Below are 13,835 nucleotides of genomic sequence, written 5' to 3'. Positions count from 1 at the left end.
ATCCGGAACGGGTGTTCTTATGTTCGAGGCGACCGTCTCAACCGCGAGCGGGCTGAACGACGCAGGGAAGCCCGCGGCTAGAACCAGCTGCTTTCCCTGACCTCTTTCATGGCCGCGCGCCGGTGTTCCTTGCCAAGCCTGTCCAGGTAGAGCATGCCGTCGAGGTGGTCGGTCTCGTGCTGGAGCGCCTGCGCGAGCAAACCGGTGCCTGACACCTCGATCTCGTTGCCGTCGAGGTCGATTCCGGTCACCCGTGCGAACGGGTACCTGGGTGTCGGGTACCAGAGGCCAGGTACCGAGAGGCACCCCTCCTCGACAAGTTCGATCTCTCCGCGCGTCTCGGCCAGCACGGGGTTGATGATGTACCCGATGTCGCCGTCGACGTTGTAGCTGAACGCCCGCAGATTGACGCCGATCTGGCTTGCTGCCACTCCCGCTCGGCCTGGAGGCCGCACGCTGTCCAGCAGATCTTCGACGAGGCTCCGCGCTCTGTCATCGATTACGTCGATGGGCTCGGAGGGGGTTTTGAGGACGGGATCTCCGAAGAGCCGGATCTGTCGTTCTGTCACTGGGGCCTTTCACTCTGGGTTGAACGGGAAAATGTCGGACGTGTGGTCGGCATTCCTTCGACGACGAGTGCGGCGAGCGTTCGCGCGGCGTGCCTCGTCACCGGTTTGAGGTCCTTGAAGGAGATCGCCGCGCCCGCCGCGAGCTGGGGGTCATACGGAATCCGCACGATTTCGCGCACCCGCGACTTGAAGTGGCTCTCGATCTCACCGAGATTGACCATGTGCGAGCCCTGGGTGGCGGTATTCAGCGCCACTATGGCATTCGACACGAGATCCTCGAAGCCGTTCTGCTCGAGCCAGCTCAAGGTCTCAGACGCGAGACGCGCCTCATCGACGCTCGACCCCGAAACGATGACGATGGTATCCGCTCGCCGAAGCGTTGCAGACATGACCGAGTGCACGATGCCCGTACCGCAATCGGTGAGCACGAGCGAGTAGTACCGCGAGGCAAGCTCGGCCACGGTCTCGTAATCCTCCGCGTTGAAAGCTTCGGACAGGTGCGGATCCGTGTCGGAAGCGAGCACGTCGAGGCGGGTTTCGTCGCGCGCGACCATGGTCGAGAACTCGGTGTAGCCGCGGATCGCGTCTGCCTCGCGCACCACGTCCCTGACCGTGCGATCGGTGCGCTGGCCAATCCGTTCGGACAATGTACCCCGGTCAGGGTTGGCGTCGATGGCAATAATCCTGTCGTCACGGGCGTCAGCGAGTGCCATCCCAAGCAGCGCCGTGACCGTGGTCTTGCCGACTCCACCCTTCCGGGTGAGCACCGGGACGAACCTTGCCTCGCCGACGAACCGTTTGCGGATGCGCTCGTCGAGCTCCTTGCGCGCGGCCGCCCGGGCGGAATCGCCGATGTGAACGCGCTTTCCCGTCGCGTCGAACAGGAGTTTCTGCCAGAAACCCTCGGGTGGTGTCCTGGACCCCCTCGCGCCGTCGAGCAGTCGTTCGCTCGTCAGAAGCGCCGCGGTTTCGGGGGTGCCCTGGCCGAATCGTCTGGCGCGCACAGGTGCGTCGTCCACCACCGGCGTCGCTACGGCCAGCGTGACTGACCGGGTCGTCACCTCACCAGACCCGAGCGAATCGGGCTGAACCGCGACGTCGTCGATGGCGACAGCCTCTTCGTCCTCGGGGATATCGTGGATCGGCGCAGCGGGCAGTTGCACGGATACCGTCGCTCGCGGTGACGCCGCTTCGATGTCGATTGACGCGGTGTCGATCGCCCCGGCATCCATCGAGGATGTGCCGGTCGAGGCGGAGTCAATCGACTCCGCCTCGACCGGGGCCGGAGAAGACGGTGACGCTGCGGCAGCATCCGATGCGGACCTGCGACCGGAGTGACGAGCGTTTCCTCCGGTGGCTTCAGTTGGTGCCATGCGAGCAACCCCCTTCGTTCGGGTTCAGCCTCCCAGTGTAGGGGTCACCTCACCGTCGGCAGTCAACAGTCGCCTACGCCCGGGGCGTGATCACGATGATGAGGTCTCCCGCTTCCACCTGCTGGGTCGTCGAAATGGCGACCCGCTCCACAGTGCCGCTGACCGCAGCGGTGATCGCCGCTTCCATCTTCATGGCCTCGATCGATGCAACGGCCTGACCAGCCTCCACAACATCGCCCTCGGCTGCCTTCACCGTGACGACACCGGAGAACGGTGCCGCAACCTGGCCGGGCTTCGACGTGTCGGCCTTCTCGACCGGCTTTGACTCGACCTTGATACTGGTGTCGCGAACGAAGACGGGGCGGAGCTGACCGTTGAGCGTGGTCATGACCGTGCGCATGCCCTTGTCGTCTGGCTCACCGATTGCTTCGAGACCGGCGTAAAGGCGCACGCCCTTGTCGATCTCGATGACGTGTTCCTGGCCCTGGTCGAGACCGTAGAGGTAGTCGATCGTGTCGACAACGGAGAGGTCGCCGAACAGCTCACGCGTCTGCAGGAACGTCTGGGTCGGTGCGGGGAACAACAACCGGTTGAGGGCGGCTCGCCGTTCGACGGACGTGCCGTCAAGCTGGGCCTGGTCATCGGTGCTGAGCGGGGATACCTCGATATTGATGTTCTTCCCGGCAAGGACCTTGCTGCGGAACGGCTCGGGCCAGCCACCGGGAAGGTCACCGAGCTCACCGGCCATGAAGCCGACAACCGAGTCGGGGACGTCGTACTTCTCGGGGTTCTGGGCGAAGTCGTCGGGGTCAGCCTTCACCGCGGCGAGGTACAGGGCGAGGTCTCCGACGACCTTCGACGACGGCGTGACCTTGGGCACGCGGCCGAGGATCCGGTCGGCGGCGGCGTACATGTCCTCGATCAGCTCGAAGTGGTCTGCGAGTCCAAGCGCGATTGCCTGCTGGCGCAGGTTCGACAGCTGGCCACCGGGGATCTCGTGGGTGTACACGCGACCCGTCGGGCCGGCGAGGCCTGATTCGAACGGTTTGTAGATGTGCCGAACCGATTCCCAGTACGGCTCGAGGTCGGTGACGGCCTTGAGCGAGAGTCCGGTGTCGCGCTCCGTGTGTGCGAGAGCGGCGACGAGCGCGGATGCCGACGGCTGGCTGGTGGTGCCCGCCATCGGAGCGCTCGCAACATCGACGGCATCCGCACCGGCGTCGCTTGCGGCCAGGAGCGTCGCGAGCTGGCCACCGGCGGTGTCGTGGGTGTGGACGTGCACCGGCAGGTCGAACCGCTCGCGGAACGCCGAGACGAGCTTCGCAGCTGCGGCCGGGCGCAGGAGGCCGGCCATGTCCTTGATGGCGAGCACGTGTGCGCCCGCTGACACGATGTCGTCGGCAAGCCGGAGGTAGTAGTCGAGCGTGTACAGATCCTCGGCCGGGTCGAGCAGGTCACCGGTGTAGCACACGGCGACTTCGGCGACCGTCGTCCCGGTTGCGAGCACGGCGTCGATCGCCGGGCGCATCTGGTTGACATCGTTCAGGGCATCGAAAATCCGGAAGATATCAACGCCGCTGTCTGCGGCTTCGCGCACGAAGGCATCCGTCACCGCTGTCGGGTACGGCGTGTATCCCACGGTGTTGCGGCCGCGGAGCAGCATCTGGATGGCAACGTTCGGGAGGGCCTCGCGGAGGCTCGACAGCCGCTCCCAGGGGTCTTCACCGAGGAAGCGGAGCGCGACGTCGTATGTCGCACCGCCCCAGGCCTCGACCGAGAGCAGCTCGGGTGTGAGCCTGGCGACGTACGGTGCCGCGGCGAGCAGGTCGCGGGTGCGCACCCGGGTGGCGAGGAGCGACTGGTGCGCGTCACGGAAGGTCGTCTCGGTGACGGCGAGTGCCGTCTGCTCGCGCAGGGCACGGGCGAAGCCCTGCGGGCCGAGCTCGAGCAGGCGCTGGCGCGAACCGGCGGGCGCTGGCACGCTCAGGTCCAGTGTCGGCAGCTTCTCGGCCGGGTGCAGGTTGGTGGGGCGAGGACCGTTGGGCTGGTTCACCGTGACGTCCGCGAGCCAGTTCATGATCTTGGTTCCGCGGTCCTTCGACACCCGGCCGCGGACCAGCTCGGGGCGCTCGTCGATGAAGGACGTGCTGAGGTCACCGGCGACGAACTGCGGGTCCTCGAGCACGGCCTGCAGGAACGAGATATTGGTGGACACACCGCGGATGCGGAATTCAGCGAGGCCTCGCTTTGCGCGCGCGACGGCGGCGGGGAAATCCCGGCCGCGGCAGGTCATCTTGGCGAGCATCGAGTCGAAGTGCGGGCTGATCTGGGCGCCGGGGTTGATGGTTCCACCGTCGAGGCGGACGCCTCCGCCACCGGGAGAACGGTAGGTGGTGATCTTTCCGGTGTCCGGACGGAAGCCCTGGGACGGGTCCTCTGTGGTGATGCGGCACTGCAGGGCTGCGCCGTGCATCTGGATGGTGTCCTGGCTCAGACCGAGGTCGGCGAGTGACTCCCCCGCGGCGATGCGGATCTGCGACTGGACGAGGTCGACATCGGTGATCTCTTCGGTCACCGTGTGCTCGACCTGGATACGCGGGTTCATCTCGATGAACACGTGCTTACCCTTGCGCTCCCCCGCGGTGTCAAGGAGGAACTCGACGGTGCCGGCGTTGACATAACCGATCGAGCGGGCGAAAGCTACGGCGTCGCGGTAGAGGGACTGGCGCAGTTCATCACTGATGTTCGGTGCCGGCGCGATTTCAACGACCTTCTGGTTGCGACGCTGCACGGAGCAGTCGCGCTCGAAGAGGTGCACCGTTTCGCCGGTGGCATCCGCGAGGATCTGGACCTCGATGTGACGGGGGCGGATGACGGCCTGCTCGAGGAACATCGTGGGGTCACCGAAAGCACTGTCTGCCTCGCGCATGGCCTCGGCGAGGGCAGGAGCGAGCTCTTCCTTGGTTGCGACCTTGCGCATACCGCGCCCGCCGCCGCCGGCGACCGCCTTGGCGAAGAGGGGGAATCCGACCTCGTCAGCACCGGCGAGGAGAACGTCGATGTCGCGTGACGCTGGAGTCGATGCGAGCACCGGCACGCCGGCCGCGATCGCGTGTTCTTTCGCGGTGACTTTGTTTCCGGCCATCTCGAGCACGTCGGAGGTCGGTCCGATGAACGTGATTCCGTTGGCGGCGGCCTGTTCGGCGAGATCCGGGTTCTCCGAAAGGAACCCGTATCCGGGGTAGATGGCGTCTGCACCTGACTCGAGAGCCACCCGGATGATCTCGGCGACATCGAGGTAGGCGCGAACGGGGTGACCCGGTTCACCGATCTGGTATGCCTCATCGGCTTTGAGCCTGTGCATGGAGTTGCGGTCCTCGAACGGGAACACTGCAACGGTTTTCGCTCCGAGCTCATAAGCGGCCCGGAAGGCACGGATCGCGATTTCGCCTCGGTTGGCGACGAGAATTTTTTTGAACATGCAGACCTCTCTGGCAGCACAGCGCACAGGGAACAGTTAGGTTCTGCCAGCTTAGTGAAGGTAACGTATCTACTTGTGCACGTACTCAGCGTCTCGAGCCTCAAGGGAGGCGTCGGGAAAACTACAGTCAGCCTTGGTCTGGCCTCCGCGGCCTTTGCGAAGGGCGTTCGAACGCTCGTTGTGGACCTCGATCCCCAATCGGATGTCTCCACCGGCATGGATATCGACCTCACCGGTCGATTGAATGTCGCCGACGTTCTCGCGTCGCCGAAGGAGAAAACCGTCCGCCAGGCGATTTCGCCGAGCGGCTGGACGAAAACACATCCAGGCACCATCGACGTGCTCATCGGCAGCCCGTCCGCCATCAACTTCGACGGGCCACACCCGTCGATCCGCGACATCTGGAAGCTCGAAGAGGCGCTCGCGCACGTCGAGGACGACTACGACCTCGTCCTCATCGACTGCGCTCCGTCGCTCAATGCGCTGACCCGCACAGCGTGGGCAGCGAGTGACCGCGTCGTGGTCGTCACCGAGCCCGGCCTGTTCTCCGTCGCAGCAGCCGACCGTGCCCTCCGCGCGATCGAGGAGATTCGCCGCGGCCTGAGCCCGAGGCTCCAGCCGCTCGGCATCGTTGTGAACCGCGTGCGTTCGCAGTCACTCGAGCACCAGTTCCGGATCAAGGAACTCCGCGACATGTTCGGTCCGCTCGTCCTCAGCCCGCAGCTGCCGGAGCGCACCTCACTTCAGCAGGCGCAGGGCGCGGCGAAGCCGCTCCACATCTGGCCAGGCGACAGCGCGCAGGAGATGGCGAACAACTTCGACCTCCTCCTCGACCGCGTACTCCGGACGGGCCGGGTTGGCGAATACGCCGACCCCGCGAAAGCCGCGCGCTAAGCATCACCCCGCGAGTTCACCCGACGCCGACGACATCACTCGTCCCGCCGGGTGATCTCGGGCGCAGCGAGTGGTCTCAGTCCGGCGACCGCCGGCGTGTTCCCACGCCAGTAGGTATCGCGAAAGCATCAGTTGCGGTCGAAAGCACCCCGTGCACCTGATGCTCTCGACCGGAAGTGTTGGTCTCGCCGAGCCGACAGCGGCACCACCACACCCGCGAGTTCACCCGACGCGGACCACATCACCCGTTCCGCCGGGTGCTCTCGACCGCAGTGAGTGCTCTCGACCGCAGTGAGTGATCTCGGGGCGCTGCGAGTGATCTCGGGTCGGTGCCCGCCGCGGGCGTGTTCAGACGCCGGGCGCGGCCAGAGCATCAGTTGCGGTCGAAAACACCCCGCGGAACTGACGTGGTCGACCGGAAGTGATGCTCTCGTGCAGAGAGAGCGCGACGCTGGCTCAGGCGGTGCGAGCAGCGCGACGCAGGGCGAGCTCGTCCATCGGGTCGGCAGCCTGGCTGTCGAACTCGATGAGTGTGCTCTCCACCTCGCGGAGGACCTTGCCGACGGCGATGCCAAAGACACCCTGGCCACGGCTCACGAGGTCGATGACCTCGTCATTTGACGTGCACAGGTAGACGCTGGCGCCGTCGCTCATGAGGGTGGTTTGGGCAAGGTCGTTGATGCCGGACTCGCGGAGCTGGTTAACCGCCGTGCGGATCTGCTGGAGCGAGATTCCGGTGTCGAGGAGCCGCTTGACGAGCTTGAGAACGAGGATGTCGCGGAAGCCGTAGAGTCGCTGCGACCCCGATCCGGCAGCGCCGCGAACGGTCGGCTCGACGAGGCCGGTACGCGCCCAGTAGTCGAGCTGGCGATAGCTGATTCCAGCGGCACGGGCGGCAACGGCGCCGCGGTAGCCGGACTGGTCATCGAGGTCGGGCATTCCGTCGGTGAAGAGAAGTCCGAGATCGTACCGAGCATTCTCGTTGGCGGTATTCTCGCTCATCCGTGTGTGCTCCTGTCGAAAAAGGCTGCGGTGTGTACCGCGTTGTCCACGCTACAGAGCCGGGCCGTTCTGATCAACGACATCCGCTCACATGGTCCGGCGTGTCGAGTGGCCGTGATCATTCTGTGACCCTGGACGCCGGTGAAAGTCACGAGGTGAGCCTGCCGAGCGCCGACCGGACGAGGCTCGCCCTGATCACATCGAGTCTTCCGGCGATCTCGCCGGACAACTCTGCGGCACGAGCCCTGCTCGCCGCATCGTCACGCCTGGAAATGGGCAGGAGCGCGCTCTCGATGAGGCTGACCTCACGCTCGGCCGTTGCTCGATAACCGCGCAGGTGCCTCGGTTCGATCCCGCACCTCTTGAGGGCGACGAGTGAGCGCACCACCTCGAGAGTGTCGTCGGTGTATGTCTCGGATGGAGTGATGAGCGACGCCGAGATGGCCTCGTTGAAGAGGGCGGCCGTAGCCCCCGTCTCCGTGATGATCTCTTCTCGCCCGTAACGCCGGCCGGGGGGAATGATCGTCGATACTGTCCCGGTCGCGCCTGGCATCGCTGGAGATCGGCCGGCGTCGAGGTCGGCCAGGTAGCCGCGGATGACTTTGAGCGGCAGGTAGTGATCACGCTGCATCGACAGGATGATGCGAACCCGCTCGACATCCGCCGGGGAGAACTTGCGATAGCCGGACTGGGTGCGACTCGGCGACACGAGCCCCTGCTCCTCAAGAAACCTGAGTTTCGAGTTGCTGAGATCCGGGAAGTCGTTGGCCAGTCGTGCGAGGACCTGTCCGATGCTGAGAAGCGCAGACGACGACTGTTCCTGCCGCGCCCGCCCGCTCTCGGCGCGCCCCTGCTCAGCCCCCTGCCGCCTGGCTGCCTGAGCCGACATGCGCTAGGCGCCCGCGGTCGGGCTCAGGTCATCGCGCGACGCGTAAAAAGTCAGGCGGAATTTTCCGATCTGAACCTCCGCACCGTCACTCAACAGGGCGCTGTCGATGCGCACGCCGTCGAAATAGGTGCCGTTGAGCGAGTTGAGGTCACGTACCTCAAAGGCAACACCGTGCCGGAGGAACTCAGCGTGCCGACGGGAGACCGTAACGTCATCGAGGAAGATATCGGCGTCCGGATGCCTGCCAACAGTCGTGACGTCGGCATCCAGCAGAAACCGTGCACCGGTGTTCGGGCCACGACGAGCGATGAGCAAGGCAGAACCAGAGGGAAGCGCCGCAATGGCCTCCCGCTCGTCTGCACTGACGTCAGCCTCGACAGCCTGGAGCGCAGCACCAAGATCGCGGCTGAAACTCATGGTCGAGTCATTTGCAGCCTGTCCTGCGGCACCGTCTTGGGCGGCAGGCTGGCGCAGAAATGCCCCGGTTGCGGGGTTCTGCTCATCGGGTAGTTGCACCGTGAACCTCCTAGGTTTCCAGCGTATCGGATGGGGCGTCGGTCTGTGCCGACCCCCGTGGCTTTCGGTTCACTCTTCTTACCCTGATGGTGTCGACCAGATAGAGAATCCCGGCCCACCAGTAAAGCACGGCGCCGAGCACCGCGAAGAACATCCCGAACGGCTGGACCCACTCCTGGACATCCGGAAGAGCCGCAGCGAGCATGAGCAACGGCAGGCCAAGGAACAGGGATGCCGTTGCGCACTTCCCCACCCAGTTGACCGGGAAGGCACCGTGCCCGATGCGGGCGAGGAAGATCCCGATCGCCAGAAGCATGACGTCCCTGGAGACGATAACGGCGACAAGCCACCACGGAATCAGCTCACGCCACGCGAGGCCCAGCAGTGCGGCGAGGATGTACAGCCGGTCTGCGGCCGGGTCGAGTAACTGGCCGAGCCGTGTCACCTGGTTGAGCCGCCTGGCCAGGAAACCGTCGAGAAAATCGGTGAAACCGGAGACGGCGAGCACGACAAGCGCCCAGATGTCCTGGCCTTCGACGAGCAAAACGAGGAACACGGGGACAAGTGCAAGCCGGAGGAAGCTCAGCAAATTGGGGAGCGTCAGGATCCGATCGCTCACCCCGAAGTTACCCTCTGTGCTCACCCCGCCAGCCTAGACGACACTTATCTCCCGTGGACAGCCGCGTGCCGGCCACTGAGCACGGCAGCGGCCCGATCTGGGGAGCCCGATTACGCGCACTCTGTCGTAGCCTGTACTCATGGAGCGGGTATCAGGAGCAGGTGGAGCCGAACGCCGCGCCCCCGCCCTGCGCAGCGGTCTCCTGCTGAAGGTCGCTGTTCCTGCCGTACTGGCGGCCATGCTTGCCGGTGCGTTCTTCACCATGACCCCTCGCCCGGCCGCCGCGCCGGCCGCCGTCAGCGACGCCGGGAGTGGCACCAACGCCGGTGCCAGCAGCCTGACTCTTGCGTCGTTCGCCGATGCCATGGACCGGATCGACGATAACGAACGAACGTTCGTCGCCCAGGTCATCGGTGACTCGACGGGGAACGAACAGGGCGAATGGGTCGACCTCGCGTTCCGCGAACTCGCGCTCCGGCTCGACCGGCCGCTTGTCCAGCATCCGTGGGACGTTCTCTCCAGCTCATACCTCGCGCCAATCACCTTCAACGCTGAAGCATCGAACGCTCCCCTGATTGTCTGGAACGGCTCTGCCAGCGGAAAGACCGCCGCGTACTCGCTCACTCACATCGACGCCCTGGTGCCAGGCGAACCTGACCTCGTCATCCTCAATCACGGACTCAACAACGTTCTCGAACCGGCGCAGGTCGGAGAACAGTTCACCTCGCTGATCGCCGGGATCGAGCAACGGTGGCCCGCAACGATCGGCTACGCCGCCCTGCTCGAGAACCCGCGACTCGACCAGTACGCCGCAGCGCACGATGAAGTGATTGGCCACGTCGCCGGCTGGCTGGTAGAGCACCAGGCGGTCCGCCCGATCGACGTCCACTCGGCCTACCTCGAGTCGGGAGATGTCCCGGCCCTGCTGCTGCCCGATCTCCTCCACCCGGCGCCCGTCGGGTCAGCGCTGACCGCCGCGACGGTGATCAGCGCGCTCACTCGCTAATTCGGTTGCGCCGTCGTCGTTGCCGCTGGCTCGAAGACGGCCAGTGTTCTCCAGAGCGGCTGTGACCGTGCCATCCAGCGCACCGGGAGCACCGCATCGAGCTCGCGAGTCAGGTAACTCCGGCGGATGGAAATCAGCCCGTCGTCGCGGACGAACGACCGATGGAAGAAGATTCCGGTGATGACGGAGTACAGCACGTAGCCGAGTCGTGTTCGCCGGATATCGCTGTGAACGGCGAGAACGGATGCCAGCCGCTCCGAATCCGCAAGCACCGCCCCGAGCTCCCGCGCCGAGAGGTGGTGGAGGACGTGGTTAGAGATGACGAAGTCGAATTTTGCTCCCTCGGTAACGAGGTCGGCGCTCGAGGCACGGCGGTAACGGATTCCGTCGGTGGCTGGCAGGCTGTCGACGTATGCCGCCGCGCGCGGGTCAGGATCGATCGCCGTGATGTCGAGGCGCACACCGTCGCGCCGAGCCAGCCGTGCGAGGGCCCGGACGACGTCCCCTCCCCCTGTGCCGATGTCGAGGAGGGTATGGGACGTTCCGGTGAATCGGGGTTTGAGTTCCGTGAGATACGTCAGCCGCCAGCCGGCGACCACAGCGTTGACGATGCGGAAGTGTGCGTACGTGCGGAGCAGGGTCGGCAGATCACAGTCAGGGTCATCCATCCACTCGGCGGTCTCGGTGTCCCGCGACCGCAGCCAGCCGGATACTCCGGCAAGCACGGTCACGGCTTGGCCGCCGCGACGGCGCGAGCGTGGCTCACGGGTTGGCTGTGGCTCACCGTGTGACCCTGGTGAACAGCCCGGTTTCGACGGTGAGGCCTGGCCCGAATGCCATGGCGCACACGCGTTCTCCCTGCTCGGGATCGCCGCCCACGTCACCGCCGCCATCGCCGTCGAGGTCGAGGTCGCCGTCGCCGTCGCCGTCGAGGATGTCTTTGAGCACAAAGAGCACGGTGCCGCTCGACATGTTGCCGTAGTCACGCAGAACCCGCCTCGACGGCACGAGCTGCGAGACGCTGAGTCCGAGATTCGACTCGACCTTGTCGAGGATGCTGCGCCCGCCCGGGTGAATCGCCCAGTGGGTGATGGCGCCGGCCGGGTCAGCCGACAGGTGAGGCTCGTTCACAAACAGCGGTTCGAGGGCTGGCCTGATGTACGTGTCGATGATTTTCGGAACCGCTGCGCTCAGCACCATGTCGAAGCCGGCGTCGCCGATCGTCCACGCCATGTCATCCTCGCCGACCGGGGTGAGCTCGGTCGACAGCTGGTCGACGGTGAGGCTGGTGGAACCGGCAGGGCCGGGCCGACCGGTCACGATCGCCGCGGCAGCACCGTCAGCGAAGACGCTTGACGCGACGATCTGGTCGGGGTCGTTGGACGATCGCACGTGGATCGTGCATACCTCGCAGCAGACGACGAGGACAACGGCGTCGGGATTCGACTCACAGAACGCGGCGGCGACCCGAAGGGCCGCGAATGCGCCGTAGCAGCCCATGAAACCGATGTGCAGGCGCTCGGTCGTCGGCGCGAGGCCAAGAGAGCGCACGATCCGGTACTCGGGGCCCGGCGCGAAAAACCCGGTGCACGAGACGGTGACGACGTGCGTCACGTCGCTCGCCTCGATGTCCGCGCACGCGTCCAGCGCGCGTTCTGCCGCCTCAACGAACAAACGGCTCGCGGCATCGATGTAGACCTCGTTGCGCGTGCGGGTCGACGGCGACAGCAGAACGCCGCTCTCCCTGTCGTAGAACACAGGGTCTCCGGTAACCGGAGCGGCACCCAGGTCTTCGATGACCGTCTGCCGAGTGGAAATACCCGAGCCGTCGAACGATGCTCGCACGAGGCGTTCACCGAGCCTCGTGAGCCCGTCCTGACCGGCAAAGATGTCGCGCGCGACCGTCTGGTCCAGACTCGTCGGTGGGACAGCGGTCTGGATCGTTCGCACATGGGTAGGCATGCTCACACTCTAAGCACAGCGCACACCTTTGCTCTGCCGGTTGCATTCCGGCGGAGGAAGCACAGAGAATATCTCCCACTCTCGCTGAACCCGCCCTGTCGGATCCACGCCGAAACCGCAAGGGCTTGAGCCGCCCGGCCGAAACGCCATAACCTGTTGCAACCCACACCGGCTGAAACGACGCCGGGCGAAAGGACAGCAGACTATGGCAACCGCAACGCAGGAACGAACCAGGACAACCGCAACGAACTCCGGCGCGAAAACCACGCGGAGGCAGAAGCCGGAGCGAGGATTCATCGCCTCGCGCGAACTCGCCGAGAACATGCAGAAAGTGCTCGTCGACCTCGTCGAACTCCACATCCAGGGCAAGCAGGCGCACTGGAACGTTGTCGGCAAAAACTTCAGGGACCTTCACCTTCAGCTCGACGAGATCATCGATGCAGCACGGGAATTCTCCGACGAGGTTGCCGAGCGGATGCGTGCACTGCACGCTGTGCCGGACGGCCGGAGCGACACTGTGGCGTCAACCACGACGCTCCCCGCTTTCCCGAACGGCGAGGTGGACACTGCCCAGACCGTCGACCTCATCACCGTTCGCCTCGAAGCGACGGTCGGAACGATGCGCGACGTGCACGACTCCATCGACGAGGAAGATCCGACCACGGCCGATATTCTGCACGCGATCATCGCCAAGCTCGAGCAGTACGCGTGGATGGTCAGTGCCGAAAACCGCACAACGTCGCGGGGCTAACCTGCCTCTGAGCGCGACACTGTGCGCATGACGTCCAGGAGCGCGATCGGAACGCCGGGCGAAATCAGGAGGTAAGCGGGTTCGAGGATGCCCTCGCCGCTGTTGACCTCGAGCCAGTGCGTTTTTCCCGCTCCAAGCGCATCGCCGATCTCCGACCGGAGGTCGGCGATGTCGCGGTTGGGGACCGAGTACTTCTGGCCGCCGTACGCGATCTCGACCCGCTTCACGACTCGTCGTCCAGTGCGGCACCCGCGGGTCGCTGCTGCGGTTCCGGCACGATCTGAAGTCCACTCGCTGAATTCGACGATGCGCTCAACGCCAGGATCCAGTCACGATTGAGCGCGGGCAGGCGCGAACCGAAGTACTTGTAGTGCAGGGGGATGTTTGGCGCGAGCCAGATCGTGCTCCGGCCGTCGCCGACCGCTGGGTCATCCTTCCAGCTGAAGTAGAACGATTCACCCCGCCGGAGCTTCGCGCCGATGACGATCTGCAGGTGCGCCAGCACCCGGTCGTCGAAATCGACGGTCAGCGTTGAATCGTAAAACAACTTGCCCATGCCGCACCCTTTCTCAACTGGCGATCCGAGCCGCCAGAACCGCGCTGCGTTCACCGCACAAGGTTCCGCGGTAAACACTGCTCGGTGAGAACCTTATCCTGACCAACGCGGGGAGGTAAGTGGCCGGCGACGAGCCGTCTGCCCGCAGGACTCCGGTACGCGAGCCCCGGCGCGATGCGTGCGGCCGGGGACTCCCGAGCGCGATTCACTGTCGAGG

The 13,835-nt window shown here is 65.3% G+C and carries 14 protein-coding genes; 3 read left to right on the top strand and 11 right to left on the bottom strand.

Annotated elements, in window-relative coordinates:
• Positions 1-77: 77 nt before the first annotated feature.
• The 3 genes from def to C3E77_RS06370 form a co-directional block, all read right to left on the bottom strand.
• Positions 78-569 carry a peptide deformylase gene (gene def / locus C3E77_RS06380; protein ID WP_108390861.1) on the bottom strand — a complete coding sequence of 164 codons (492 nt, stop codon included), beginning with the start codon at positions 567-569 and terminating at the stop codon, positions 78-80.
• Positions 566-1,942 carry a MinD/ParA family ATP-binding protein gene (locus C3E77_RS06375; RefSeq protein WP_162924929.1) on the bottom strand — a complete coding sequence of 459 codons (1,377 nt, stop codon included), beginning with the start codon at positions 1,940-1,942 and terminating at the stop codon, positions 566-568. Before C3E77_RS06375 ends, def begins: the two co-directional genes overlap by 4 nt.
• 73 nt (positions 1,943-2,015) lie before the next feature.
• Positions 2,016-5,423 (bottom strand): pyruvate carboxylase, encoded by a 3,408-nt coding sequence (locus C3E77_RS06370; protein WP_108390859.1) that lies wholly within the window; start codon positions 5,421-5,423, stop codon positions 2,016-2,018.
• Positions 5,424-5,498: 75 nt separating this feature from the next.
• Here C3E77_RS06370 and C3E77_RS06365 point away from each other — a divergent pair, with 75 nt between their 5' ends.
• Positions 5,499-6,317: a ParA family protein gene (locus tag C3E77_RS06365; RefSeq protein WP_108390858.1), complete on the top strand. Its 819-nt coding sequence runs from the start codon at positions 5,499-5,501 to the stop codon at positions 6,315-6,317.
• A 456-nt stretch (positions 6,318-6,773) separates the two neighbouring features.
• On the opposite strand, the gene C3E77_RS06360 is transcribed toward C3E77_RS06365, so the two are convergent.
• The 4 genes from C3E77_RS06360 to C3E77_RS06345 all read right to left on the bottom strand — a co-directional run bounded on the left by C3E77_RS06360 (position 6,774) and on the right by C3E77_RS06345 (position 9,367).
• Positions 6,774-7,319: a MerR family transcriptional regulator gene (locus tag C3E77_RS06360; RefSeq protein WP_108390857.1), complete on the bottom strand. Its 546-nt coding sequence runs from the start codon at positions 7,317-7,319 to the stop codon at positions 6,774-6,776.
• A gap of 148 nt (positions 7,320-7,467) precedes the next feature.
• Positions 7,468-8,208 carry a transcriptional regulator FtsR gene (ftsR, locus tag C3E77_RS06355; protein ID WP_108390856.1) on the bottom strand — a complete coding sequence of 247 codons (741 nt, stop codon included), beginning with the start codon at positions 8,206-8,208 and terminating at the stop codon, positions 7,468-7,470.
• A gap of 3 nt (positions 8,209-8,211) precedes the next feature.
• On the bottom strand, positions 8,212-8,625 hold the full coding sequence (locus tag C3E77_RS06350) for an FHA domain-containing protein (RefSeq protein WP_108393136.1): 414 nt from the start codon (positions 8,623-8,625) through the stop codon (positions 8,212-8,214).
• Between the two features lie 109 nt (positions 8,626-8,734).
• A complete protein-coding gene (locus C3E77_RS06345) occupies positions 8,735-9,367 on the bottom strand; it encodes a CDP-alcohol phosphatidyltransferase family protein (protein ID WP_234031323.1) in 633 nt (210 codons plus the stop codon).
• A 115-nt stretch (positions 9,368-9,482) separates the two neighbouring features.
• Between C3E77_RS06345 and C3E77_RS06340 the strand changes: the two genes are divergently transcribed.
• Positions 9,483-10,349, top strand: coding sequence for an SGNH/GDSL hydrolase family protein (locus C3E77_RS06340; RefSeq protein WP_108390855.1), 867 nt, complete (start codon positions 9,483-9,485; stop codon positions 10,347-10,349).
• Here the strand turns inward: C3E77_RS06340 and C3E77_RS06335 are convergent.
• Both C3E77_RS06335 and C3E77_RS06330 read right to left on the bottom strand, forming a co-directional pair.
• Positions 10,346-11,080 carry a methyltransferase domain-containing protein gene (locus tag C3E77_RS06335; protein ID WP_234031322.1) on the bottom strand — a complete coding sequence of 245 codons (735 nt, stop codon included), beginning with the start codon at positions 11,078-11,080 and terminating at the stop codon, positions 10,346-10,348. The genes C3E77_RS06340 and C3E77_RS06335 overlap by 4 nt on opposite strands.
• Positions 11,081-11,129: 49 nt before the next feature.
• Entirely contained in the window at positions 11,130-12,311 is a 1,182-nt protein-coding gene (locus C3E77_RS06330; RefSeq protein ID WP_108390854.1) for a type III polyketide synthase, read from the bottom strand.
• A gap of 205 nt (positions 12,312-12,516) precedes the next feature.
• Between C3E77_RS06330 and C3E77_RS06325 the strand changes: the two genes are divergently transcribed.
• On the top strand, positions 12,517-13,062 hold the full coding sequence (locus C3E77_RS06325; RefSeq protein WP_108390853.1) for a Dps family protein: 546 nt from the start codon (positions 12,517-12,519) through the stop codon (positions 13,060-13,062).
• Here the strand turns inward: C3E77_RS06325 and C3E77_RS06320 are convergent.
• Together C3E77_RS06320 and C3E77_RS06315 are read right to left on the bottom strand one after the other, a co-directional pair.
• Positions 13,059-13,289, bottom strand: coding sequence for a hypothetical protein (locus C3E77_RS06320; RefSeq protein WP_108390852.1), 231 nt, complete (start codon positions 13,287-13,289; stop codon positions 13,059-13,061). The two genes, C3E77_RS06325 and C3E77_RS06320, sit on opposite strands and share 4 nt — an antisense overlap.
• Complete coding sequence (locus C3E77_RS06315) at positions 13,286-13,618, bottom strand: DUF7882 family protein (protein ID WP_108390851.1); 333 nt, start codon at positions 13,616-13,618, stop codon at positions 13,286-13,288. The genes C3E77_RS06320 and C3E77_RS06315 overlap by 4 nt, the downstream gene beginning before the upstream one ends.
• Positions 13,619-13,835: the final 217 nt, after the last annotated feature.

It is taken from the genome of Mycetocola zhujimingii (genome assembly GCF_003065425.1).
GTDB classification, from domain to species: Bacteria; Actinomycetota; Actinomycetes; order Actinomycetales; family Microbacteriaceae; genus Mycetocola_A; species Mycetocola_A zhujimingii.
The sequence above is the reverse complement of the archived record's forward strand: the minus strand, read 5'-3'. Positions and strand labels throughout refer to the sequence as shown.

Bases quoted from the DNA above. Each gene is read 5' to 3' on its own strand.
- C3E77_RS06375 (WP_162924929.1), bottom strand. From the start codon at position 1,942: ATGGCACCAACTGAAGCCACCGGAGGAAACGCTCGTCACTCCGGTCGC.
- C3E77_RS06370 (WP_108390859.1), bottom strand. From the start codon at position 5,423: ATGTTCAAAAAAATTCTCGTCGCCAACCGAGGCGAAATCGCGATCCGT.
- C3E77_RS06360 (WP_108390857.1), bottom strand. From the start codon at position 7,319: ATGAGCGAGAATACCGCCAACGAGAATGCTCGGTACGATCTCGGACTT.
- ftsR (WP_108390856.1), bottom strand. From the start codon at position 8,208: ATGTCGGCTCAGGCAGCCAGGCGGCAGGGGGCTGAGCAGGGGCGCGCC.
- C3E77_RS06350 (WP_108393136.1), bottom strand. From the start codon at position 8,625: ATGAGTTTCAGCCGCGATCTTGGTGCTGCGCTCCAGGCTGTCGAGGCT.
- C3E77_RS06340 (WP_108390855.1), top strand. From the start codon at position 9,483: ATGGAGCGGGTATCAGGAGCAGGTGGAGCCGAACGCCGCGCCCCCGCC.
- C3E77_RS06330 (WP_108390854.1), bottom strand. From the start codon at position 12,311: ATGCCTACCCATGTGCGAACGATCCAGACCGCTGTCCCACCGACGAGT.
- C3E77_RS06325 (WP_108390853.1), top strand. From the start codon at position 12,517: ATGGCAACCGCAACGCAGGAACGAACCAGGACAACCGCAACGAACTCC.
- C3E77_RS06315 (WP_108390851.1), bottom strand. From the start codon at position 13,618: ATGGGCAAGTTGTTTTACGATTCAACGCTGACCGTCGATTTCGACGAC.